Genomic DNA, 21,964 nt, shown 5'->3' on the forward strand with positions numbered 1-21,964 from the left:
GGCACGTGATTTTGTCCTGACGCTCTGTTTGTTTGTTATATTAATTGACAACTTTCTATCTAAAATGATTTTAGCTGATAACATAAAATGCATATCAGAGATGTAGACAGTGATTGTCCATTTTTTTATTCATCTTCACCAATAAAGGAGATTGAGTGGATATGAACATAGACGATAACCAGTTTGAAATTTTACAAAAAATGGCCAAAAAGATTCACAAGCCCATCTATTTGTTTAACCAGCATGGACGTATTCTCTATACCTCGCACCCCATGATCACAAGCTCAGAATGGATGCACATTCTCCCCTTTTTTCAAAGCAGGACAACTCATTCTTTTTCAATGATACATGCAAAACAAACCTTTTCCATCTTTCCAATTGATCTAAACGAACAAACATGTGATTATCTGGTCATCCTTGCTTTCATTCACCCGCAGAATAAAACTTTGCATGGGATCATTGCAAAAGCAGTAAACGAAATGTCGATTGCACGCATGAGACAATATGCCGCCCTGCAAACGGCCAAGCGTGCTAGAAATGAGGGCTTTCGCAAATGGATAGAGAGGGCATCGTCTTCCCAGCAAGATTCCTTACATTTCGCTCAGGCGTTTGGATTAAACGCCGAATGCCGCTATCTATGTATGATCTGTCAGCTTGACGAGCGCAGTGATACCACATGTTTTATGAAGCAGCAAATGGTTTTGGATCAGGTGGTTGATCTGCTCGAAAGTGCACTTCCAAGCTGCCCATTTCCTGCCTTTCTGTTTTTAAAAGGTGATATGGGGGTTGTATTGATGGAGGAGACTGGCAGTTGGCCGGAGGTTAGCGACAGGCTCAGCTCTTTTTTAAAACAGTTGCAGATGCTTGTTAAACTGCAAGTGAATCATACTATTTCTTTTGGGGTGAGCTTGACGGGCTGCCACATCTCCCATCTGTCTGAAGGCTACAATGAAGCATTAGAGGCTCTTCAAACCGGACATCTCTCATCGCGGACTGAATATATTCAATTTTATCAAGCAAAGGATGTGCCAGATTTACTAAGGCTCATTCCAAGAAAGGATATGATCACGTTTCACCAGCTGCACCTTCACCCGTTATCTGAATCATCACAAGTCGATCAAAGCCTTCTTCACACCTTATCTGTTTATTTAGAAACCCATTGCCACATTTCAGAAACAGCCAAACGCTTGTCCATTCATCGCAACACGGTCATTTATCGCCTCGAGAAGTGTGAAGAATTGCTTCGAATCAGCTTAAAAGATTCTGACGCAACATTGCGGCTGCGCTTAGCCTTCCGTATTCAAATGTTTCTCTCATCCCATCCTGATAGAATTTTTTCTTCTGAAACCTCATATAGTTTGGAGGAGAAAAATGAGACTCAAGGAGGGATGACAAATGGATGATGAGCTCCGTCACATCCCGCAGCCCATTCGAAAGGATGGCGCAGGTGCCACCGACTTAGGCCCGCGCGATGTCCTTCGAGATATAGAGAACCCTGATATGCTCGTTCCGCCTAAAACCGATGCCGGAACAATCCCAAATTTAAAATTTTCATTTTCTGATACACACATGCATTTGAATCACGGCGGCTGGTCTAGGGAAATTACAAAGCGGGAACTGCCTGTTTCAACAACGATTGCAGGTGTCAACATGCGGCTCACACGTGGAGGTGTTCGTGAGCTTCATTGGCATAAGCAGGCGGAATGGGCGTATATGATTTTAGGCAAAGCCCGCATCACATCTGTAGATGCCGAAGGGCGAAATATGATTGCTGATCTAGAAGAAGGCGATTTGTGGTATTTCCCGCCTGGTATCCCGCACTCTATTCAAGGACTTGAGGATGGTTGTGAGTTCCTTCTTGTATTTGATGATGGCGATTTTTCTGAATTTGATACATTCACGATCACAGACTGGTTTGCCCATACACCGAAAGAGATTCTCTCCGCCAATTTTGGTGTTCCTAGGAAATTGTTTGACCATATTCCGAATAAGCAGCGCTATATGTTTCAAGGCTCGCCGCCATCATCCTTAGAAAGCCAAATGGTATCTGATCCATACGGGAGCATTAAACCGCCATTTACACACCAGCTCCTTCGTCAAAACCCGATAACGACCTCTGGCGGAACCGTCCGAATTGTCGATTCACGGAATTTCCCAATTTCAAAAACGATTGCGGCTGCACTTGTTGAAGTAAAACCTGGCGGCATGAGAGAAATGCACTGGCACCCTAATAATGATGAGTGGCAATACTATTTAACAGGTACAGCTAAAATGACGGTCTTTGGAGCAGGAGGTACTGCCCGCACCTTTAATTACAGAGCAGGTGATGTTGGATATGTTCCTTTTGGCATGGGGCATTACATCCAAAATATCGGCCAAACGAGCCTTTGGTTTTTAGAGATTTTTAAAAGTGACCGGTTTGCAGATATTTCGTTGAATCAGTGGATGGCCTTAACCCCGCCTCAATTAGTGAAAGAGCATTTACACGTAGATGAAGCGATGATTCGTGCGCTTCATAAAGAAAAGTCACCTGTCGTGAAATATGAGAGATGATGCCCATCATAAAAAAACCGATCAATTCGTCCTGATCGGTTTTTTATCAGCAAAATTTAAGAAGCTGCCGAAGCATGCTGCACTTTTTTCCCCCACACGATGGATGCAGCGAAGCTTACGCAAAGCACCAGTGTTCCAAACATAAAAGGAAACTCAATATTCACATCAAATAATATACCCGCAAGACTCGGTCCGACGATATTGGCAAGGCTCATAAAGGATGTATTGAGACCGCCTGCTACCCCTTGCTGATTGCCTGCCATCTTGGACAGCAATGTATTGAGGGCTGGTCGGACAAATGACGTAGCCGATAAAAATAAAATCGAACCCGTAAAAATCAACCAAAAGGACGGCGCCAAACGGCAGGCGATCAGCATGAAAGCCGCACCTAACAGCGCATAACGGACGACTCTCATCTCTCCAAATCGTTTCACACAGGCATTCACTAACGCCCCTTGAACAAGCACCCCGGCAAGACCCGCAACCGTAATCACAAACGCAATATCCTTCGGTGAAAAGCCGTGTTTTTGGTCTACATATAAGCCGAAAATCGATTCAAAATGAATGATTCCGAAATTGAGGACAAAGGCCAATATAAACAAAAAGCCGTAAGATGTCCTTAGAGCCTCGATCATTTGTACAAAAGGATTGAAATGAATATCCTTGTTGAGCCGCGCCTCTTCCTGTTTTTCCTTTGTTAATGTTTCAGGTAAGAAGAGGATGGATAACAAAGTAGAAAGAGCAGCAAAGGAACCGGCAATCAGAAATGGAAATGCGATCCCGTACTCAACCAAATAGCCGCCTACGCCCGGCCCAATGACAAAACCTAGTGTCATCGCTGCACTGAATAGACCCATTCCTTTCCCTCGGTCCTTTTCACTTGTGATATCAGCGATGTATGCAAACATGGCCGGCATAAGCAAAGCTCCGGCAGCACCGCCTAAAAATCGAGACACGAACAGCATCCAAAGCTGATCAGCAAAAGCAAAAATAAACTGAGCAATCGTAAAACCCGCAATCCCGGCAATGATCAATTTTCTTCTTCCAAATCGATCGGTCAGTGCGCCGGCAATCGGCGATAACGCAAATTGTGTAAGACCTGTTGCAGCCACAAGAAAACCGAGTGTTTTTCCTGTTGCACCAAAGGCTTCGATGTAACTCGGCATAACAGGTACAATGAGGCCAAAGCCCAGCATGGCAATAAAAATATTGAGCATCAAAATGTATAATCTTCCCATCTTCTTCATACAAAAAACCTCTTTCTTCAAATAAATGAAAATGATGACAAAAATGATAAGAACTTCTCCAGTATAGCGATAACCTCATCTATAAGTCTAGTTTTTCAAAAATTAGTGTTCTTTTCCAAATAAAAAATACCCGCCAATGGCGAGTATGTTGGAGCTCGTTATTCAGCTTGTTCATAGATAGAAAGAGCCGCCTGAAGCCCTGCTCCGCAATGGATAGCCGCACCGTGTTTGATGAGAATCGCTTCCAGCCCTGCTAACACAAACAGCACATTTTCCTTTCGGCAGCTGTAGCCCATTGTCCCAATTCTCCATATACGGCCGGCAAGCGGTCCAAAGGAGCTTGCAATCTCAATCCCAAAATGATGGAGCAGATCGGCACGGACCGCTTCTCCGTCAATACCACTTGGAATGACAATACAGGTTACAACCGGCATTTTACAATCTGGATCACCAAACAATTCAAGCCCCATTGCTTCAAGACCTTTCATCAAGGCTTTCTCATGATACGTGTGCCTTTGAAAACGTTCAGACAGCCCTTCTTCCAGCACAAGACGAACCCCTTCTCGCAGTGCATAGAGCATCGTTGTCGCTTCTGTATGATGATTTAATCGTCTTGGGCTCCAATAATCCTGAAGCTGGCTTAAATCAAAATAATTGCTTTTGATTGGAGAAATGTCGATTTGTTTTTGTAATTCATCCTGTGTCGCAATGCCTTTTTCTACTTTCTTTCTTGATTCAACGACAGCTGCGACTCGGTCATTATACGTAATAGGTGACATGCCTGATGGAACAGATAAACATTTCTGCGTGCCGCCAATCGCCGCATCAATTTTCCATTCATCCACTTTTACCTCGACACCGCCAATGGTCGCCACAGCGTCTACAATGAACAGCATATCAAGAGCCCGGCATGCTTCACCGATTTGCTTGAGCGGCTGCAATCGTCCGGTGGATGTTTCACCATGAACCATGGCAACGATTTTAGGCTTGACCCGCTTTATTTCTTTGATGATGTCGTCAGGATCAAAAACCGCCCCCCATTCACATTCCATTGTATGTACCTCAGCACCGTAGCGCTGCCCTATTTCAATGAGCAGGTGACCGAAGCGGCCAAAGACAGGTACAAGCATTGAATCTCCCGGCTCAATCACACTGGCGAGCACAGCTTCAAGCCCTGAACGGGACGTACCGTCAATTGGATAAGCCCATCTGTTTTCTGTTTGAAAAAGTGACCGCAATAAAGTCATTGTTTCATTCATAATGTGTGTAAATGCTGGATCAAATTGACCGAGAATTGGCGTGCTCATCACACGGAGCACTCTCGGATCTACTTCAACGGGTCCCGGTGTCATAATCGTTCTTGAAGGTGTTTGCAGTTCTTTCACGTGATCCATCCTCTCCCTTGCTGTCCATCCTTATAAGCCCACTTATACAGGAATACGCCTAAAATAGCAATCTCTTTTCCTATGAACTTATTACATAAAATTTACGAGAAATCCATTTATTTCTTCATGGCAATATGATAGAAATAAAGAGAATACATTCCCTATCAAGGAGGAAATCGAATGAAAAGAACTTTATTTGGAACTGTGGCCGCCGGAATCATGATATTCGGCACATTCGCCGCCCCGCTGCCTCCAGCTGCAAATGCTCAAGGTTTCAATCTGAGTGAACCTAGTCAAACGATCACCTTTTCCCCGTTACAGCTTCAAAACGAAACATCTGCACAACAAACGCAAACTGCCGCCACAAGTCAAATCGATTCCTATTACCAATCTGCTGCTGGCAAATCAGGACCCGCTCTTAAGAAGGCTTTACACGATATCATCGATGATCATACGCAGCTATCCTACAGCCAGGTGTGGGAGGCCTTAAAGAAAACAGATGAAGACCCCAATAACCCAAACAATGTGCTGCTGCTTTATAGTGGTGTCTCCCGTTCAAAGCAGTCGAATGGCGGAAATGTGGGTCAGTGGAACCGGGAGCATGTCTGGGCCAAGTCTCACGGCAATTTCGGGACAAGCCAAGGGCCTGGGACAGATCTCCACCACCTTCGTGCGGCAGATGTGCAAACGAACAGCACACGCGGAAATTTAGATTTTGACACGGGTGGTAATGAATACAAAGGTGCACCGGGCAATTTCTACGACAGCGACTCATTCGAACCTCACAGCCGGGTCAAAGGAGATGTTGCGAGAATGCTCTTTTATATGGCGGTTCGCTACGAGGGTGATGACCGCTTTCCAGATTTAGAATTGAACGACAAAGTAAATAATGGAAGCTCTCCTCTTCACGGCAAAATGTCTGTACTTCTCAAATGGCACAAGCAGGACCCAGTCGATCAAATCGAACGGAACCGCAATGAGATCATATATCAAACGTATCAGCACAATCGCAACCCTTTTATTGATCACCCTGAATGGGCAAGTGAGATTTGGGAATAAAAAAAGGGCACTGCTACGAGCAAGCAGTGCCTTTCTTTTTTTCAAGCGGACAAACAAGACAATAATCGAGACTCTCCGATTTTTTCTCTAGCTTATAATACATACAGCAGGTCTTCCGGTTGGATGTTTCAAGTAAACTGTCGTCTAGGTTTAGGCTGTGCTGAAATGGATTTTGCTGAGCTCCAAAAACATCTCCAGCCGCCTGCTTCAGATACAGATAATCCTCCCGCACGCGCTGCTTCACCGCAGGCTCTTCCGCTTCCCGCATCATGCTTCGATAAAGAGAGTTGATTCGAACCGCTACATTTTCCCATAAAATACGATAAGAGAGTTTCGATGTGCGGTTCAGCACGTCTAAAAGAGGCGTGACACACTCCGTAAACAGCGCACGCACGACCTTCTCTCTCCATTCATGCCGCTCTCCTTCTAGTGGAACAAACGAACACGACGCCTCATCTATTTCAATTTTTCGATCCTCTCTAAATGCACATGCTGCTGGTGGAAACTGATAGACACCGTCATACAGCGTCATCAAGTATAAAGAGGAACTGACGGCTAAGTAGGCGTACCGCTTTGAAAACATAGAAGCTGCTACCGCAAGATTCGGTGCATGCATCGCTTCCTTTTCAGCTTCTAATAAACGTATGACGGCTGCTTCTGAAAAAAGCGCAGCAAGTGTGCGATCAGATGTCATAGGTTCATTTATGATGTGTACCCCGAAATCAAGTAATTCTCTCTCAACCCACTCTGGCCTCATATCAAAACCCCCATCTTCTGTTTATCGATTACGCTGTTGATATAACAAATAAATAAAGAACGGTGCACCAATAGCTGCCGTAAATACACCTGCTGGAACATCTAACGGTAGAAATGCGGTTCTAGCCACAAGATCAGCCAGCATCACGAGAATACTTCCAACTAGCGCAGATGCTGGGACAAGCGCTATGAATGAACGTCCAATGATCATCCGTGCAACGTGCGGCGCCATGAGTCCAACAAATTCAATGCCGCCTGCAAATGCGACTGCAACACCAGCCAATGTCACACTCATCAGGAGAAAGAATAATCGTTTCGCCTGCACTTTTACCCCGAGACCTGTTGCAAGATCATCGCCAAGTTCTTTTACATTCATCGTTCTTGCTAACACCATGACAATCGGTAAAATGATCATCACCCAAGGAAGCATCGCAGTGACGTCTTTCATCGTAGAACCATATAAGCTCCCCGTCAGCCAGATGTAAGACTTGGTCGTTGTCATCGTATCACTAAGAACAAGCGTAAACGTCACACATGCCTTCATAATGGCAGAAATCCCAATTCCCATTAGAACAAGTGTGATCGGCTTGACCCCTTTTTTCCATGAAAGCAAATAGATCAGACTCGATACCGCAAAAGCACCTGCAATCGCCCATAAGGATTGATAAGCAATAGGCACAGTGCCCATCCAAAAAACGATGAACATAATCGCACCAAACGAAGCACCACTTGTAATTCCAATGATATCAGGTGATGCCAGCGGGTTGCGGATCAACCCTTGCAAAATAAGCCCTGATACCGCAAGTGCAGATCCAACTAAAACAGCCAGCAGCGTTCGTGGAATCCTCAGTGTATTTAACACAAAGGAATTCCCCTCTCCCTGACCGATTAAATGAAGCAGCACATCGACCGGCTGAATGAACCGGCTTCCCATACTGAGACTGAGAATAAATAAGCCAAAGGCAATGGCCGTCAATAAAAGTAAAATCAAAAACGTCCGCTTTGAAAATTGAAATGAAATGCGCCCGCCTTTAGAACGCACTGTATATGTTTTAGCCACCTGTCTTCAACCCCTTGCGCACGAGATAAACAAATAGAGGCGCTCCTGCTACCGCCGTCATGACACCAATCGGCACTTCCTGCGGCATGATCAGAAAACGAGCCGCCAGATCCGCGGCAAGTAAAAGCGACGCCCCCACAACGGCACAATACGGCAGTACCCAGCGGTGGTCAGGCCCGACGAGCTTTTTCACAATATGCGGCACAAGAAAACCAACAAAACCAATTGAACCAGCAACAGCGACGGAACCACCTGCTAAAAAGACAACGAGGACACCCATCGTGATTTTCAGCAGCAGTGTACGCTGGCCAAGTCCTTTGGCAATATCATCTCCCGACAAAAGAACATTAATAGAACGTCCAAGAAGCAGCGCCACTACAGTCGCACCTAAAATATAAGGCAAAACAGGGATTAACATATCAATGCTTCTTCCAGACACTGACCCAGCCATCCAGAACAAAATGCTTTGAATCGACTGTTCATTCACGATTAAAAGACCTTGTGTAAAAGACGCAAACAGTGCAGATATCGCCGCACCTGCAAGGACTATTTTGACCGGCGTCAATCCATCTCTTCCAATAGAACCTAATAGAAAAACGAGCATCCCTGCAATCGCTGCGCCTAGAAAGGCTGTCCACATATAGCTTGTTAACGACTCTGTTGAAAAGAAAACAATCGAAATCACGATAAAAAATAGTCCACCTGCATTAATTCCTAATAAATCAGGCGCCGCAAGCGGATTTCTTGTCAATGCCTGCATGAGTGCACCTGAAATCGCCAGGCTTGAGCCAACGACCGTTGCAATTAAAGCTCTTGATAATCTGGATGTCATGACAATGACACTGTTTGGATCCGATTCATCAAATTGAAGAAAAGCATGGATGGTGGCTTTGAGGGAAATTGAGGTTTGCCCAAGGGAAATACTGAGCATAAAAAAGACCAACATCAACACAATGAATCCAGCAAAAAGCAGTGCCTTGCTTGAATCCTTTTTTATTAAACTTCTCATCTGATTCCCGCTTTCAATCTGTTATGGAAAAAAGGAGAAAATGGTATATTCACATTTTCTCCTCTTTTAAGACTTATTTATCAATTCCTAAACGATCGTAAATATCATCAAGCATCATGTTTGCAGCGATAATACCTCCGCCCATGTTCCAAGTGATTTCATCAACTTTATGCACTTGTTTTGCTTTCACTGCGTCAAGCTGCTTCCATAAAGGATGACTCGTCCACTCTTTATATGCTTTTTCAACCGCTTTATCCTTTTCATCCATAAAGTAATAGATCACATCTGCATCCATTTGCGGAATGCTCTCTTTGTCTGTCAGTGTAATGATGTCTTGCTTTTTATCTTTGACATTCTTAGGTCCTTCAAAGCCTAGCTCTGTTAAAATGGATCCTGCGAAACCAGTTTGATAGATTCTAGCATGATCTGCACGGAAGTTCACCACAGATACACTCATTGGCCAGTTTTTGATGTCTTTTTTCGCTTTTTCTTTGAAATCAGCGACGCGGTCATCCCACTTCGTCAGCAATTCTTTTGATTTGTCTTCCTGGTTTAACGCTTCACCCATCAACTTCACTGTATCTTTAAATGTGAACACAGTTTCAGTTGCAACAGTTGGAGCGATTTCTTTCAGCTGATCAAAAATTTGCTCGTGACGGATTTTCGATGCAATGATCAAATCAGGCTTGAGCTTTTCAATTTCCTCTAAGTTTGGCTGTGTTTCCTGCCCAACAATTTTAACATCCTTTAAGTCATTTCTTAAATATTTATACGTAGGTGCTTCAAGCCATGATTCAACAACACCTACTGGTTTAATGCCCATAGCGACTGCTGCATCCGTTGCTCCTTGGTACAGTGTCACCACACGTTTAGGCGATCCTTTAATTTCAGTTGAACCGATAGCGCTTTCAACGGTTCTTGTTTTCTCTTTACTATCTGACTTGCCGTTACTGCTATTGCTGCCGCAAGCTGCAAGTAAAACGATGGAGAGCACAACTAATAGCGACCAAAAAGATTTCTTGAACATGTACCTCACCTATCCATTCTATATGTAGTCATATCGTTTGATAACGATTCTCATTATCACATTATGATTTTATCATAGAAAAGGATGGTGTCAATGTAAATTTTTAATTAAATGGGAGAGTATTGACTAATTGTTCATACTAAATAGAAGGATTCCACATCTGGATGGTCCTGCCAATCTGTTTTCCTGCTTCTAGTAAAACTGACAAATGGGTATGGCCACCCAGCACTTGATAGACTGATTGCTGCTTGATCTCTTCATGCGGCAGCTTGATAGGCAGGGAATTTTTCAATATCAAATAGTTCATCCTCGTTGCCTACTAACATCGCATATGGCTGATCTATCTTTGCAAGTTGTTTTTTAGGTGCAGACGGGGTCAAGGCAAGTAATAAATTGACGGTGATGGCTGTCAATAAAAGTGGATCCTGCTCGACTGCCCATGCTGAATAATGAAAACGTACGGCTTCAGAATACCCCATCAGCTTTCCTTTTGTCATGGCAGACAGAACGAATTTTCCATACTTGAACGGTCGTAAAAGGAATTTAATCTGGCCTTTGCAGTGTCTGATTGATAGCCGAATTCAGGTGCAATAAAAAAGTAGCCATCAACTTCTCTTTTTTTGGACCAAGATAGGTCACTCAATAAAAAAAAACAGTTATTCATGAATAAACAACTGTTTCTTTATTGCTACTCATATACTCCTTTTTAGTTGCACACCAATCCATTGTCTTTCTGATCCTAAACCATTCATTAATAGACAGATAACGACTGAGTGTTCATCTCGCGAACTGGGCAAGTTCGTCTTCTTGGCAGAGAGCGGTTAAGGCTGCAAGCTTAGGATTTTTTGAATCGTATGCATGACCCCGCTCTCTTCATTTGAGAGCGTAATAAAATGCGCAGCATCTTTTACCTCTTGGACGGCATTTCTTACAGCAAAGCTGTATTGAGCGGATTCCATCAGTTCTAGATCATTACGTCCATCACCAAATACCATCGTTTCCTCTTCTGTTACACCCAAAATGTTCTGCAGCTGCTTCACGGTGGTTCCTTTATGAACACCAATATTGGAAATATCAATCCACGTATCTTCTGAAGCGACAACATATACTTGTTCAAAGAATTCACTTAACATTTCTCTCGTCTGTACGCAATTTGCCTCAGGATCATGAACGGTGATTTTCACAAAGTCATCTTGTATGTCTGCAAAGTTTGAAACCTTGAGGACATTTGTATAAGAGCCCGTCACAAATCTCATTTCACTCTCAGATAAATGCTCATTGACCACTGCACCATCTTTCGTACATGCAATGATCGTCTGCACTTTACTTATCTCCTCCAGCTTATGGATGATCGATAAACCCAGACCATTTTTTATTAAAGATTCATAAACAAATTGTCCATTCTTTTTAATCCGCGTTGCGCTATCCCCTAAAATCCAAAAATCCTTTGCATGCTCACCAAACAATGCCTCCACTCGTTCACACTGCTTTCCCGTACAAGGAGCGAACGCTACATTTTTCTCTTCCATTAATGCTTTTATTTTCTGAAATAAAGCTTGATCAAATGATCCTTGGCGATTTAAAAAAGTGCCGTCTAAATCCGTAATAATTAATTTAATCATGTTCTTCCTCCAATTCCTTAGCTGAACAAACACTATGAAAATTGTATATGTGTACGTGCCAGAAAGTAAATAAGCCAGGAACATGTTGTTTGTCATCACACATAAAGGCACTTGTTACAGGTACGTCACAAGGCGTTTCATGAATCAACATATAAAAAAATAGACGAACGGTCATCGTTCGTCTTTTTCCCTCACTTCACTTCTTCATGCTCCTGAACCGCATGTCGTTTACTAGCGATAAAGAGAGCAACGGTCATGGCTAAAATGGTCAGCGCCCACCAGAAGGTCGATACAGCCTCCTTATGATCGATGATAATCAAACGAATAACGGCTGTGATGCCAATATAAATAAAATAGCGAAGTGGAAAATGAAAGTTTGATTTAAAGTACTTAATAATTAAGGCAATAAACTCAAAGTACATAAAGAAGATCAGCAGCTCTCCAAGCATTTCATAATAACTGTCTTCTTTGCTGAGCAAATTCTTGTAAACGAATTGGACAATATACCAAGTTTCACTAATTAAGAGGACGCTTAAAGCAATGGCCAGAAAGAATAAACAAATATTCAGAAGGCCTTGCAAGAGATCGGGTACTTTTTGGAAGTTGTTGAATCGTTTCATTAGATTGTCTCTCCATTCCATGTTATTCATTTGCCACCTATATTTTGATGTGCCAGAATCGCAGCACGATGTAGTAAACGCCGTTCTTTTCCATCCTTTCAAACTGCCCGTGCATGCGGGACATCATTCGTTTTATGCTTCGTTCACCAAGTCCAGTGCTTTCCTGCGTGTCATTTGTCTCGTTTATCGCATTGCTGATATGGATCTCAAAGATTTCTTGGTCGGATAGAAACGTGAGATTGATATCTTTTTTCGGGTCAGCGTATTTCAGTATGTTCGACATCAGATTATCAAACACTCGGCCAAGCTCCTCGACATTCACATTGATATAGCTGTCTGGCAGCTCTCCTAAAAGATGAACCTTAAATGTCTCTTGTTGCAAAATCGCCACCTGATCTGATAAGAGATCGTAAATGACCTCTTTGACTGCAACTGTCTCAAGCTCAGGTTCATGTTCTTTATCAAGTAGAAAATAGGCGAACAGATTATCAGATAGATTTTTCAATTGCAGTGCTTTTTCATAAGCACTTGCTATATATTGATCCTTACGGGTATCCGCTCCAGCCTCCTCTTTTTTCGCAAACTCCAAATTCATCATCAGCGACGTCAGCGGTGTCCTCATATCATGGGACATTTCAGTAACCAAGCTGCGGCTCTCTTCTTGCAGCTCATCAATGGCTTGAAGCTTGTCCAAAAAAGCTTTACGAAGGTCCTCAATACTTTTGGCAATCATCGCTAATTCGTCATGCCCTTTCACCGTCATCTCATAGTCCAGCTCTCCGCCTTCAAGAATATGTATCTCTTGGTGAATCGTTTGCAGGTAGCGCAAACTTTTGCGAATCCCGAGAAGAACAATGAGGAGAAAAATAAGCGTTGCTCCGAGCAGCTCGAGTGTAAACGCAAGATCGTGGTAGCGAGATGAATAGAACCCGTCCACCATGACGCGGCCTTTACCGTCGCTAAACTGAACCGGATACGAATGTTGCTCAGCGTACTGGGTCATCTTTTCTTTTCCGTACGCCGATTCATCGGCAGCAGAATAAATAGAGTCATATTGCAGCACTTGATCCTTGAAGATGGTCAAATTAATGTAATTCTCTTTTTTCACCCACTCGCCAAACGCTTTTCGATCCGTTGAAGACAGCTCATTCTCAGACACATAGCGGCTGAATTTTTGAATGTACTTGGCTGATTCCTGATCGTAATACTCGTCCGAACTCAAATATCCATCGATCAAATCATTGGTGATCTTTTGCAGCGTCAAAAAGACAATACCACTCACAATTGCAGCCGCCAAAATCAGCAGTGCAAGCTTTTTGGCCAGTGTATATTTACGATGTGGATGTGCCAAATCGATATCCTCTTCCCCATTCAGTTTTGATATATACAGGACGCGCAGGATCATCCTCAATTTTGGCACGCAGCTTTCGAATATGCACCATCACCGTATTGTTGGAACAATAGAAATAAGGCTGTCCCCACACGCTTTCATAAATATTTTGGGCTGAAAAGATTTTGTTTCGCCTGCTCATAAGCAGTTTTAACATCCGATATTCTAGATCAGACAGCTTTATTTGCTGGTTTTCTTTCCATACTTCATTAAATTCTTCACTTACCTTCAGTTTGCCCCCAACAAGAAAGGTCTCTTCCTGTTCCTTCTTTTCCTGATAGACAGTATACCTGCGTAATTGTGCAATCACTCTAGCATGAAGCTCCTCTTGTGAAAAAGGTTTTGTCATATAATCATCCCCGCCGGCAAGTAAGCCATCGGTTTTATCGAATGTACTTGATTTGGCTGTTAGAAATAGAATCGGGACATTAGAAGAGGCTCTTATCTGCTGGCACGTTTCGATGCCTGAGAGCCCCGGCATCATCACATCCAAAATCACCAAATCGAGCGAATCGTCCACAAACTTCAATGCTTTTTCGCCATTCATCGCTCTTAGCACCTCATATCCTGCACGTGAAAGGGATTCCTGCAGAAGGTCACCAATATCCTGATCATCTTCTACGACTAATATTCGATGGGTCATGTCTCTCACCTCATGTAATGTGTTGCTCTTTCTTTTATGTCTTTACTATATATCATCTAGCTATGTGAAAAAATACAGCATAAACCTTAACAGTTTATGAATTTGACCATCTGCCATCAATTTGTCACATTTATTTTCAAAAAATTGGATCTTCATAAATTGTTAAGAATTGGGCCGTATATTGATTCATTGTAAGGATCGATGAATTGATCCGAATCACATTATCATAACAAGAAAAGGAGCATGGATATGAATGCAAACAAAGTAGCACAAGGACAACCGATGAGTCTGCGGGAACGGGTTCATTTCTTGGACATTGTACGAGGGTTCGCCTTAATGGGGATTATTCTAGTCAATTACTTTTTGATCGTGGATTCGGCCAAGGGATTTGACATGCAGTCAAATGATGTCTTTCACAATGTGGTCAATTGGTTTGCCTCGGGGAAATTCATTACGTTGTTCTCCTTCCTATTCGGGGTTGGTTTTATGATTTTTATGGATCGAGCTGCTCAGAAGGTGGACAGTCCGAACAAGCTGTTTGCCCGCAGATTAACCATTCTCTTAGGATTTGGCCTTCTGCATTTAACTTTTGTTTGGATTGGTGACATTTTGGCCTATTATGCAGTCGCTGGCTTTTTATTGCTTTTCTTTTACAAACGCACAGCCAAAACCATCCTATACTGGCTCATCACACTCTTTGTGATTCAATTGCTCACACCTATTTTCACGATGCTGTTCAATACCGTCAGTTCAGGATCATCAGGCAAGCCGGACTTTGCTGATTTCGAGCTGACCAGCCACAACAGTCTGACTTATTTAGCATCAATTAGTGATCGGTGGACAGATATGGTCACAATGGCTTCCGGTTCTTTTTCCACCGTCTATTCTATGTTTTTCATGTTTTTACTCGGTGTGTATTTTGTGAAAATGGAGTTTTTCAAAAACATGCAGGCGAAAAAAGCGATTTGGAATCGCATTTGGATCATTTTTGCCATCGCTTTTCTGATTACACAGAGCAGCACGATCATAACAGCGGTCAATCCTTTTGAAAATACACTCTGGATGAACATAGCCTCTGCCCTTGAACAAAACGGCGGATTAACAGGCAGTATGTTCTATATGAGTACACTTGCGATGCTGTTTCTTCACGTCCCTCAGCTGCGAGGTGCTTTGATGGTCTTTACCAAAGTCGGACGCATGTCACTGACCTGTTATTTGCTTCACTCCATCATTGGCACAATGCTATTTCTGAAATACGGAGCCGGACTTGCTGATTATCTTCAGCCTGCTGGCACGTTTATGATTGGACTCGGGGTTTATGTCTTCCTCGTGCTCTTTAGTACATTATGGTTAAAGCGGTTCAAATATGGCCCGATGGAGTTTATTTGGCGTCAGCTGACATATGGGAAGGTTGATGATCAACCGAAAACAAATACAATGGATATGGCGAAGTAACTGAAATAATAGGAGTTAAAAAGAGTGGGAAAAGGCGAACTTTAGTGGTTCGCCTTTTCTGTAGTATATTCATTTTTTTTGATTCAATACTTGTCAATCACTTCTCGTAATTGATTCAAATAACTTTCTTTCAATTCATCTGGGTATTCAATTTTCACATGTTTCCCAAATGACATCAAATAATGAGTCATATACGATAATTCTTCTTGGTTGTATCCACCCACAATATAAGGGATCTGATCAATGATCTCCAATCGCATATTTGGGTAATGATGCTTTAAAAACTTTTCTTTTCCTTGTTCCGTTAATCGACATTTAAATGAGATATCATGATAAGTTTTTTCGTATTCGAGCTGCAGTTCTTTTAATTCTTCCTTTGTAAATGTGTCTCTGATTTCTTCTTCAATCACCATGTCCTTCATAAAGTCACATCTGTAGATGCCCCACTTTTTATTTTGAACATCATATGCTTGAGAAAACCAAATGCCATTTCGATAAAATAACTCAAGAAATTGCAGCCTGATCCATTTATTTTCATATTGAGTGTACGTCATCTTCACGATTTGATCTTTCATCATCGCCTGTAAAATCAATTCCAAATGATTTTGTTCACTAACTGGAGCGACATTATAGTAATGAATCACATCCAAAGTCTCCGTAATCATTTGTTTTCTCTCATCAGACATTGTGGCAAACAACTTTTGCCGAATTTGTGAGTAAGATTTTTTAAATGGTGTTGCTGACACCAGGTCAAGAGCTTTAAGAGCGAAAAAAATAGCTTGGACTTCTTCTATATTGAAATAAATAGGAACCAATGGAGATTGATTCACGAGTCGATATCCTCCGTGTCTGCCAGATTCAACGTAAAAAGCTAAGCCCATTGACTCTAGCTCTTCTATATCTCTTAAAGCCGTCCTTTTAGAAATGCCAAATTCGGACTGTAAGTCCTTTAACTGAAAAGAGTGTTTATCACTTAAAAAAATAAGTTCTTGATTTAAACGTTCTGATTTTTTCATTTGTTTTCCCTCTTAAAAAGGTGACTTATTTTGTCACCTTTATCATTTATACTCAGCTTATCAAAAGAAAAGGAGCATGTACATGCAAACATTAATCATTAACGCGCACCCAGATTTCACTCATCGAGAAAGTTATTCAAACAAACTGCAAACACTATTTTTAACACAATTTAAAGAAAGGTTTCCTCATGAGGAACCAACCATTTTACATTTATATGGAACTGAAATTCCTCGTATCGAAAAAGAACAGCTGCTAGGAATTTGGGATAAGCAAGCATCCGAACAAGCATTAACGGCTGACGAGGAAAAAATCGCTGCTGCTTCATCTGCTTTATTGGCTCAATTCAAAGCACATCATCGAATTGTGATCGTGTCACCTGTTCATAATTTCAATGTGACTTCACGAATGAAAGATTATATAGATAATATCTTTATTGCGAGAGAAACGTTTAAATATACAGAAGTTGGTTCAGTTGGTCTGATGACAGATGATTATCGTGTACTTTTGCTTCAAGCAAGTGGCTCAATTTTCACAAATAACGATCGATATACACCTCTGGAATTTTCACATCATTACCTAAAAGAAATATTTCAAAACTTGATGGGATTTCATCAATTTCATATTGTCCGAGCACAAGGAACAGCGATTTTAGAACAAGATGCGATCTTACAATCTGCATCTGATGATATGACGAAAACCTTAGAGGAGTTTTATGCACCTAATTAACCTCTATTTAATCAAAAAGACCCAAAACGAAAAATCGTGCTTTTTTTAATAAAAATCACCTTTTTCGTTTTAGGGTGCTATAAAATCTTTCAGTTGGTGTGCATCGGCTGGATCACAAGCACTGCGATTTCATTACAATTACGACATTCTTTATTTATCCCACATTCTCAACTGCTAGTAAGACTATTTTTTATAACCAATGCTGCCGTTTCACTCGGATGGCTAAGAGGAAAATGATGGCCGTATGGAACAACATCAACTTTACCTAGATGCGATGGAGCAGAATAGCCTCTGTCAAACTCCCCCCAAATCATATGAAGATTATGCTTTGTTGCTTCATTGAATTCACCGTGATCGTTTTTCAATAGTAAATGGTTAAGCTGAACTGTTGTATTTAAAATTCTAGGAGAAGTAAAGCTGTTTCTGATTTTTTCAATATAATGTTCAGGGATGCTCTCGGTCCTTTCAAACAAACTATTACTTAATAAATAACGCTCTATCATTTTAGGAGTTGCTAATTTTAAAGACCATTTGTTCATCCATTGTGGAACATTTAGCGATTTAGCATTTTTTTTAGCAACAGGCGGCTGAAGTAAAGTGATTGAATATTTCTTATCTATGTACCCTTGTCCCAATGCTTTTAATAGAATAAACGCACCGAATGAATGGCCGATTAGATGTGCACCATTAGCCGCTTTCTCCAATACCTTTTTCACTACATTCAAATAGATATCTAGAAGATGTTTCTCTCGTTTAAATGGGGAACGCCCCAAACCTGGAAGATCCAAGATCCATATAGGCTGACCCGTTTTTTCATGAAGCTCTTGTGCTAAAGGGAATAAATCCTCTCCATCACTCAATAAACCATGTAATAAAATAAACGGTTTCCCTTCTCCTTGTAATTGGTAAAGGGTGTTGTTATCGCATAATGTTCGCTCAAATGCATGATAATGCTCACCATGTTGATCCATCATGCGATAATCCAGATCAGCTACTACAGCAGGGAAAAAGTTCATGACACTCGTCTTCTTAAACCAATCTTCCCCCATCATTTTTTTCACTGAAGCATTTGAAAATGTTCGTTTTGTCATAAAATTGAGTCCATCAGAAGGAATGTTTGTTATTTTACTTACTCCACTTTTCATCATTGCTTTCATAAACGGCATTGGGACAGAGGTTTTTGGTGCCCTCATATTCATACTTTCCGACATCACACTTAATAATTCAGCAATGTTCTGATCATGCTCTTTGTCTTCAACAAGTGTATATGTTTGAATAGCCGGCTGCTCCATCCTGAAAACCTGCACAATAAACTTCGCAAACTCATCGTTTGAAATCAGTGGCAGCCTGTATCCTTTACCTCCAGGAATCACTGGCATAAGCCCTCTTCGCATACTTGTCACAAGCAATCCTAATCCTGCTATCTGTTCTGTACTCCCTGTTTTACTACTGCCGACCACAGTTGGCGGATTAATGACAGACAGCGGATAACCTACAGCTGATGCTTGTTGACGGATATAAAGATCTGCTAAAAATTTTGTTCTCTCATAAGGATTCTTTATTTTCAGGTAATCATTTCCTTCTTTAAACACATCAATTCCAATCTTGCTATTTTGATCATCAAAGGGGCTCATATAACCGACAACATGAATAAATTGCTGCAAGCCCTTCGATTGATGAATACTTTTAGCTAATTCACCAATATATTTGGCGCCATTTAAAAAGACGGAAGCTGCCTCGTTACTTGTCGCTTGAATATCCATAGGGCCTCCTGCGTGAATCATCACATCCGTCTTCAATACCCTCTCTTTATCTTCAGGATTTAGACCTAAATCTATTTTCGTCAAATCACCTTCAATAAAGTGCATCACTGACTCTTTTAAAATACCTCTTTCTTGAAAAATGCGTGTCGCTTTACTTTTCGACCTCACTAAAAGAAGAATGTTCACATCCTCTTTCACTAGTTCTTCAACTAATTGCTTTCCAATAAAGCCTGTTCCACCTGTTAAAAATACTGTTTTCATATGAAATCTCCTTTTTAGTACTAAACAGTACTAATTTGATGTAAAAAAAATGCTTCTTTATCGAAGCAAGTTAAATAAATGATCTGCTGTTTTTGTGATGACAGTGGCATCCTTCAATGTTTCTGAAATAAATAACGCTCCTTCAAGATTTGTAATAAAAAGTGATGCCACCTCATCAATCTGAATCGTATTTCTGAATTCCCCGTTCTCTACACCTTGTTTCAGTAATAGAGAAACTTTCTTTTGTAATCCTGTGAAAAAAAGACCTATTTTTTCTTTTATTTGTGTGGCCTGTGCAGGACTTTGAATATAAAGAGTAATAAATGGACAGCCTCCCTGATACTCTCTCGACTGAACGCCTTGTGATAATTGCTTTAAAAACATTTGGATACGATCTTCAACTGAAAATTGGGTCTGAGACATTACCTCGTCTATTGCAGCTTGATACATATCAATCCAATAATCAACGACCCCTTCTAATAATTCCTCCTTATTAGAAAAGTGATAATACACATTCGACTTTGATACTTTGCTTACACGTACCAATTCATCCATACTTGTATAAGCAAACCCTTTTTCCAAAAATAATGTTGCAGCTACTTCAAGTACACGTTTTTGATTCATTAATTTTACCTTTGTCATAATTAGAACTATACAGTACTAATTTGAATGTGGCAAGTATTTATGTTCGTCGTTTAGAAAAAGTTTGATTAAAGGATTCTCTCTCAAATGAAAATGAGTCCAAAAAAATAAGATGACTTTCATGATAATTATGATGTTATTGGAGGGATAGATTTTTGTAATTCCTTCATTCATGTGAGTAAGAGGCATTTGTTGGATTCACACTGAATACTTTTCTCCATTCACTAAAAAACAACGCCACAAAGGCATTTAATTAACAAGTGGTATCATAACGATATCACTCGAAATTAAATGCCTTCAAAAAGCGTTGTGTATCAATGTTTTTTATTAACCAATAGAGCCTTCCATCTCAAACTTAATCAAGCGGTTCATTTCAACGGCGTATTCCATTGGCAGTTCTTTTGTGAATGGCTCGATGAAGCCCATGACGATCATTTCTGTTGCTTCTTCTTCAGAAATTCCGCGGCTCATCAAGTAGAAGAGCTGTTCTTCTGATACTTTTGATACTTTTGCTTCGTGCTCTAATGAAATGTTGTCGTTTAAGATTTCATTGTAAGGGATCGTATCAGATGTTGATTTGTTATCCATGATGAGTGTATCACACTCGATGTTTGAGCGTGCACCCTCTGCTTTTCGTCCGAAGTGAACGATTCCGCGGTATGTTACTTTACCGCCTTGTTTGGAAATCGATTTCGATACGATTGTTGAAGATGTGTTTGGTGCAAGGTGAATCATCTTCGCACCTGCATCTTGGTGCTGACCTTTACCTGCTAGAGCAATACTTAATGTCATACCACGAGCACCTTCACCTTTTAGGATGACCGCTGGGTATTTCATTGTCAGCTTAGAACCGATGTTTCCATCAATCCATTCCATTGTTGCATTCTCTTCACATACTGTACGTTTTGTCACAAGGTTGAAGACGTTGTTTGCCCAGTTTTGAATCGTTGTATAACGGCAGTAGCCGCCTTTTTTGACGATGATTTCAACAACCGCACTGTGAAGTGAGTTTGTTGTGTAAACTGGTGCTGTACAGCCTTCTACGTAATGCACATGTGCGCCTTCGTCAACGATGATCAGTGTACGCTCGAACTGACCCATGTTTTCAGAGTTGATACGGAAGTATGCTTGAAGTGGAGTATCTACTTTTACGCCTTTTGGTACGTAGATAAATGAACCACCAGACCATACAGCCGAGTTAAGCGCAGCAAATTTGTTGTCAGTCGGAGGAATGACTTTTGCCCAGTGCTCACGGAAGATGTCTTCGTTCTCTTTTAATGCGCTGTCTGTATCTTTAAACACAATTCCTAGATCTTCAAGGTCTTGCTTCATGTTGTGATACACAACTTCAGATTCATACTGAGCAGATACACCAGCTAAATATTTTTGCTCTGCTTCTGGAATACCAAGCTTATCAAAGGTTTGTTTGATTTCTTCTGGTACTTCATCCCAAGAACGCTCAGAGCGCTCTGATGGCTTTACGTAGTACGTAATTTCATCAAAATTTAATGCATTTAAATCTCCGCCCCATTGTGGCATCGGCATGTTGTAAAAGTGCTCAAGAGATTTCAAACGGAAATCGAGCATCCACTGAGGCTCTTCTTTCATACGAGAAATTTCTTCAACGATCTCTTTTGTCAGTCCGCGCTCTGAACGGAAAATGGAAACGTCTTTATCAGAAAAGCCGTATTTATATTCACCAACATCTGGCATTTTTTTAGCCATCCAT

The 21,964-nt window shown here is 41.3% G+C and carries 21 protein-coding genes; 5 read left to right on the forward strand and 16 right to left on the reverse strand.

Annotation, left to right across the window (positions count from 1 at the left end; translation table 11 throughout):
- Nucleotides 1-161 precede the first annotated feature (161 nt).
- Nucleotides 162-1,403 (forward strand): PucR family transcriptional regulator, encoded by a 1,242-nt coding sequence (locus H7F25_RS13690; RefSeq protein WP_185853817.1) that lies wholly within the window; start codon nt 162-164, stop codon nt 1,401-1,403.
- The gene (locus H7F25_RS13695) at nt 1,396-2,553 is read left to right on the forward strand and encodes an oxalate decarboxylase family bicupin (protein WP_044331228.1); all 1,158 of its coding nucleotides are present in this window, start codon (nt 1,396-1,398) and stop codon (nt 2,551-2,553) included. Before H7F25_RS13690 ends, H7F25_RS13695 begins: the two co-directional genes overlap by 8 nt.
- A 56-nt stretch (nt 2,554-2,609) precedes the next feature.
- On the opposite strand, the gene H7F25_RS13700 is transcribed toward H7F25_RS13695, so the two are convergent.
- Complete coding sequence (locus H7F25_RS13700) at nt 2,610-3,800, reverse strand: tetracycline resistance MFS efflux pump (protein WP_044331231.1); 1,191 nt, start codon at nt 3,798-3,800, stop codon at nt 2,610-2,612.
- A gap of 158 nt (nt 3,801-3,958) precedes the next feature.
- Complete coding sequence (locus tag H7F25_RS13705; protein ID WP_044331232.1) at nt 3,959-5,194, reverse strand: pyridoxal-phosphate-dependent aminotransferase family protein; 1,236 nt, start codon at nt 5,192-5,194, stop codon at nt 3,959-3,961.
- Nucleotides 5,195-5,365: 171 nt separating this feature from the next.
- Here H7F25_RS13705 and H7F25_RS13710 point away from each other — a divergent pair, with 171 nt between their 5' ends.
- Nucleotides 5,366-6,244, forward strand: coding sequence for an endonuclease I family protein (locus tag H7F25_RS13710; RefSeq protein ID WP_044331235.1), 879 nt, complete (start codon nt 5,366-5,368; stop codon nt 6,242-6,244).
- Between the two features lie 13 nt (nt 6,245-6,257).
- On the opposite strand, the gene H7F25_RS13715 is transcribed toward H7F25_RS13710, so the two are convergent.
- The 10 genes from H7F25_RS13715 to H7F25_RS13755 form a co-directional block, all read right to left on the reverse strand.
- Nucleotides 6,258-7,001 carry an IucA/IucC family C-terminal-domain containing protein gene (locus H7F25_RS13715; RefSeq protein ID WP_185853818.1) on the reverse strand — a complete coding sequence of 248 codons (744 nt, stop codon included), beginning with the start codon at nt 6,999-7,001 and terminating at the stop codon, nt 6,258-6,260.
- Nucleotides 7,002-7,022: 21 nt separating this feature from the next.
- The gene (locus H7F25_RS13720) at nt 7,023-8,060 is read right to left on the reverse strand and encodes a FecCD family ABC transporter permease (RefSeq protein ID WP_024425988.1); all 1,038 of its coding nucleotides are present in this window, start codon (nt 8,058-8,060) and stop codon (nt 7,023-7,025) included.
- Nucleotides 8,053-9,069, reverse strand: a complete 1,017-nt coding sequence (locus H7F25_RS13725) for a FecCD family ABC transporter permease (RefSeq protein ID WP_024423381.1) — start codon at nt 9,067-9,069, stop codon at nt 8,053-8,055. Before H7F25_RS13725 ends, H7F25_RS13720 begins: the two co-directional genes overlap by 8 nt.
- 73 nt (nt 9,070-9,142) lie before the next feature.
- Entirely contained in the window at nt 9,143-10,096 is a 954-nt protein-coding gene (locus tag H7F25_RS13730) for an ABC transporter substrate-binding protein (protein WP_024423382.1), read from the reverse strand.
- Between the two features lie 139 nt (nt 10,097-10,235).
- Nucleotides 10,236-10,394 (reverse strand): hypothetical protein, encoded by a 159-nt coding sequence (locus H7F25_RS19355; protein ID WP_225315508.1) that lies wholly within the window; start codon nt 10,392-10,394, stop codon nt 10,236-10,238.
- Nucleotides 10,354-10,575, reverse strand: a complete 222-nt coding sequence (locus H7F25_RS19360; protein WP_249366029.1) for a hypothetical protein — start codon at nt 10,573-10,575, stop codon at nt 10,354-10,356. Before H7F25_RS19360 ends, H7F25_RS19355 begins: the two co-directional genes overlap by 41 nt.
- 342 nt (nt 10,576-10,917) lie before the next feature.
- Entirely contained in the window at nt 10,918-11,718 is an 801-nt protein-coding gene (locus H7F25_RS13740; RefSeq protein ID WP_024423384.1) for an HAD family hydrolase, read from the reverse strand.
- Between the two features lie 191 nt (nt 11,719-11,909).
- A complete protein-coding gene (psiE, locus tag H7F25_RS13745; protein ID WP_024423385.1) occupies nt 11,910-12,338 on the reverse strand; it encodes a phosphate-starvation-inducible protein PsiE in 429 nt (142 codons plus the stop codon).
- Nucleotides 12,339-12,375: 37 nt separating this feature from the next.
- On the reverse strand, nt 12,376-13,689 hold the full coding sequence (locus tag H7F25_RS13750; RefSeq protein WP_185853819.1) for a HAMP domain-containing sensor histidine kinase: 1,314 nt from the start codon (nt 13,687-13,689) through the stop codon (nt 12,376-12,378).
- Complete coding sequence (locus H7F25_RS13755; protein ID WP_103131586.1) at nt 13,670-14,371, reverse strand: response regulator transcription factor; 702 nt, start codon at nt 14,369-14,371, stop codon at nt 13,670-13,672. The genes H7F25_RS13750 and H7F25_RS13755 overlap by 20 nt, the downstream gene beginning before the upstream one ends.
- A 249-nt stretch (nt 14,372-14,620) precedes the next feature.
- Here H7F25_RS13755 and H7F25_RS13760 point away from each other — a divergent pair, with 249 nt between their 5' ends.
- Entirely contained in the window at nt 14,621-15,826 is a 1,206-nt protein-coding gene (locus tag H7F25_RS13760; RefSeq protein WP_185853820.1) for a DUF418 domain-containing protein, read from the forward strand.
- A gap of 83 nt (nt 15,827-15,909) precedes the next feature.
- Here the strand turns inward: H7F25_RS13760 and H7F25_RS13765 are convergent, their stop codons facing one another.
- Complete coding sequence (locus H7F25_RS13765) at nt 15,910-16,842, reverse strand: helix-turn-helix transcriptional regulator (protein ID WP_103131588.1); 933 nt, start codon at nt 16,840-16,842, stop codon at nt 15,910-15,912.
- Between the two features lie 82 nt (nt 16,843-16,924).
- On the opposite strand from H7F25_RS13765, the gene H7F25_RS13770 reads away from it, so the two are divergent.
- Nucleotides 16,925-17,569: an FMN-dependent NADH-azoreductase gene (locus tag H7F25_RS13770; RefSeq protein WP_185853821.1), complete on the forward strand. Its 645-nt coding sequence runs from the start codon at nt 16,925-16,927 to the stop codon at nt 17,567-17,569.
- A 167-nt stretch (nt 17,570-17,736) separates the two neighbouring features.
- On the opposite strand, the gene H7F25_RS13775 is transcribed toward H7F25_RS13770, so the two are convergent.
- From H7F25_RS13775 to sufB, 3 genes are all read right to left on the reverse strand, one after another.
- The gene (locus H7F25_RS13775; protein WP_185853822.1) at nt 17,737-19,593 is read right to left on the reverse strand and encodes an alpha/beta fold hydrolase; all 1,857 of its coding nucleotides are present in this window, start codon (nt 19,591-19,593) and stop codon (nt 17,737-17,739) included.
- Nucleotides 19,594-19,650: 57 nt separating this feature from the next.
- Nucleotides 19,651-20,217: a TetR/AcrR family transcriptional regulator gene (locus tag H7F25_RS13780; RefSeq protein WP_024423392.1), complete on the reverse strand. Its 567-nt coding sequence runs from the start codon at nt 20,215-20,217 to the stop codon at nt 19,651-19,653.
- A 345-nt stretch (nt 20,218-20,562) separates the two neighbouring features.
- Nucleotides 20,563-21,960, reverse strand: a complete 1,398-nt coding sequence (sufB, locus tag H7F25_RS13785) for a Fe-S cluster assembly protein SufB (protein WP_007500362.1) — start codon at nt 21,958-21,960, stop codon at nt 20,563-20,565.
- Nucleotides 21,961-21,964: the final 4 nt, after the last annotated feature.

This window comes from Bacillus sp. PAMC28571 (genome assembly GCF_014250435.1).
Lineage (GTDB): Bacteria > Bacillota > Bacilli > Bacillales > Bacillaceae > Bacillus > Bacillus safensis.

Excerpts from the sequence above, each read along its gene's own strand:
- H7F25_RS13690 (WP_185853817.1), top strand. The coding sequence starts at position 162 with ATGAACATAGACGATAACCAGTTTGAAATTTTACAAAAAATGGCCAAA.
- H7F25_RS13695 (WP_044331228.1), top strand. The coding sequence starts at position 1,396 with ATGGATGATGAGCTCCGTCACATCCCGCAGCCCATTCGAAAGGATGGC.
- H7F25_RS13700 (WP_044331231.1), bottom strand. The coding sequence starts at position 3,800 with ATGAAGAAGATGGGAAGATTATACATTTTGATGCTCAATATTTTTATT.
- H7F25_RS13705 (WP_044331232.1), bottom strand. The coding sequence starts at position 5,194 with ATGGATCACGTGAAAGAACTGCAAACACCTTCAAGAACGATTATGACA.
- H7F25_RS13710 (WP_044331235.1), top strand. The coding sequence starts at position 5,366 with ATGAAAAGAACTTTATTTGGAACTGTGGCCGCCGGAATCATGATATTC.
- H7F25_RS13715 (WP_185853818.1), bottom strand. The coding sequence starts at position 7,001 with ATGAGGCCAGAGTGGGTTGAGAGAGAATTACTTGATTTCGGGGTACAC.
- H7F25_RS13725 (WP_024423381.1), bottom strand. The coding sequence starts at position 9,069 with ATGAGAAGTTTAATAAAAAAGGATTCAAGCAAGGCACTGCTTTTTGCT.
- H7F25_RS13730 (WP_024423382.1), bottom strand. The coding sequence starts at position 10,096 with ATGTTCAAGAAATCTTTTTGGTCGCTATTAGTTGTGCTCTCCATCGTT.
- H7F25_RS19360 (WP_249366029.1), bottom strand. The coding sequence starts at position 10,575 with ATGGGGTATTCTGAAGCCGTACGTTTTCATTATTCAGCATGGGCAGTC.
- H7F25_RS13740 (WP_024423384.1), bottom strand. The coding sequence starts at position 11,718 with ATGATTAAATTAATTATTACGGATTTAGACGGCACTTTTTTAAATCGC.
- psiE (WP_024423385.1), bottom strand. The coding sequence starts at position 12,338 with ATGAAACGATTCAACAACTTCCAAAAAGTACCCGATCTCTTGCAAGGC.
- H7F25_RS13755 (WP_103131586.1), bottom strand. The coding sequence starts at position 14,371 with ATGACCCATCGAATATTAGTCGTAGAAGATGATCAGGATATTGGTGAC.
- H7F25_RS13760 (WP_185853820.1), top strand. The coding sequence starts at position 14,621 with ATGAATGCAAACAAAGTAGCACAAGGACAACCGATGAGTCTGCGGGAA.
- H7F25_RS13765 (WP_103131588.1), bottom strand. The coding sequence starts at position 16,842 with ATGAAAAAATCAGAACGTTTAAATCAAGAACTTATTTTTTTAAGTGAT.
- H7F25_RS13770 (WP_185853821.1), top strand. The coding sequence starts at position 16,925 with ATGCAAACATTAATCATTAACGCGCACCCAGATTTCACTCATCGAGAA.
- H7F25_RS13775 (WP_185853822.1), bottom strand. The coding sequence starts at position 19,593 with ATGAAAACAGTATTTTTAACAGGTGGAACAGGCTTTATTGGAAAGCAA.
- H7F25_RS13780 (WP_024423392.1), bottom strand. The coding sequence starts at position 20,217 with ATGAATCAAAAACGTGTACTTGAAGTAGCTGCAACATTATTTTTGGAA.
- sufB (WP_007500362.1), bottom strand. The coding sequence starts at position 21,960 with ATGGCTAAAAAAATGCCAGATGTTGGTGAATATAAATACGGCTTTTCT.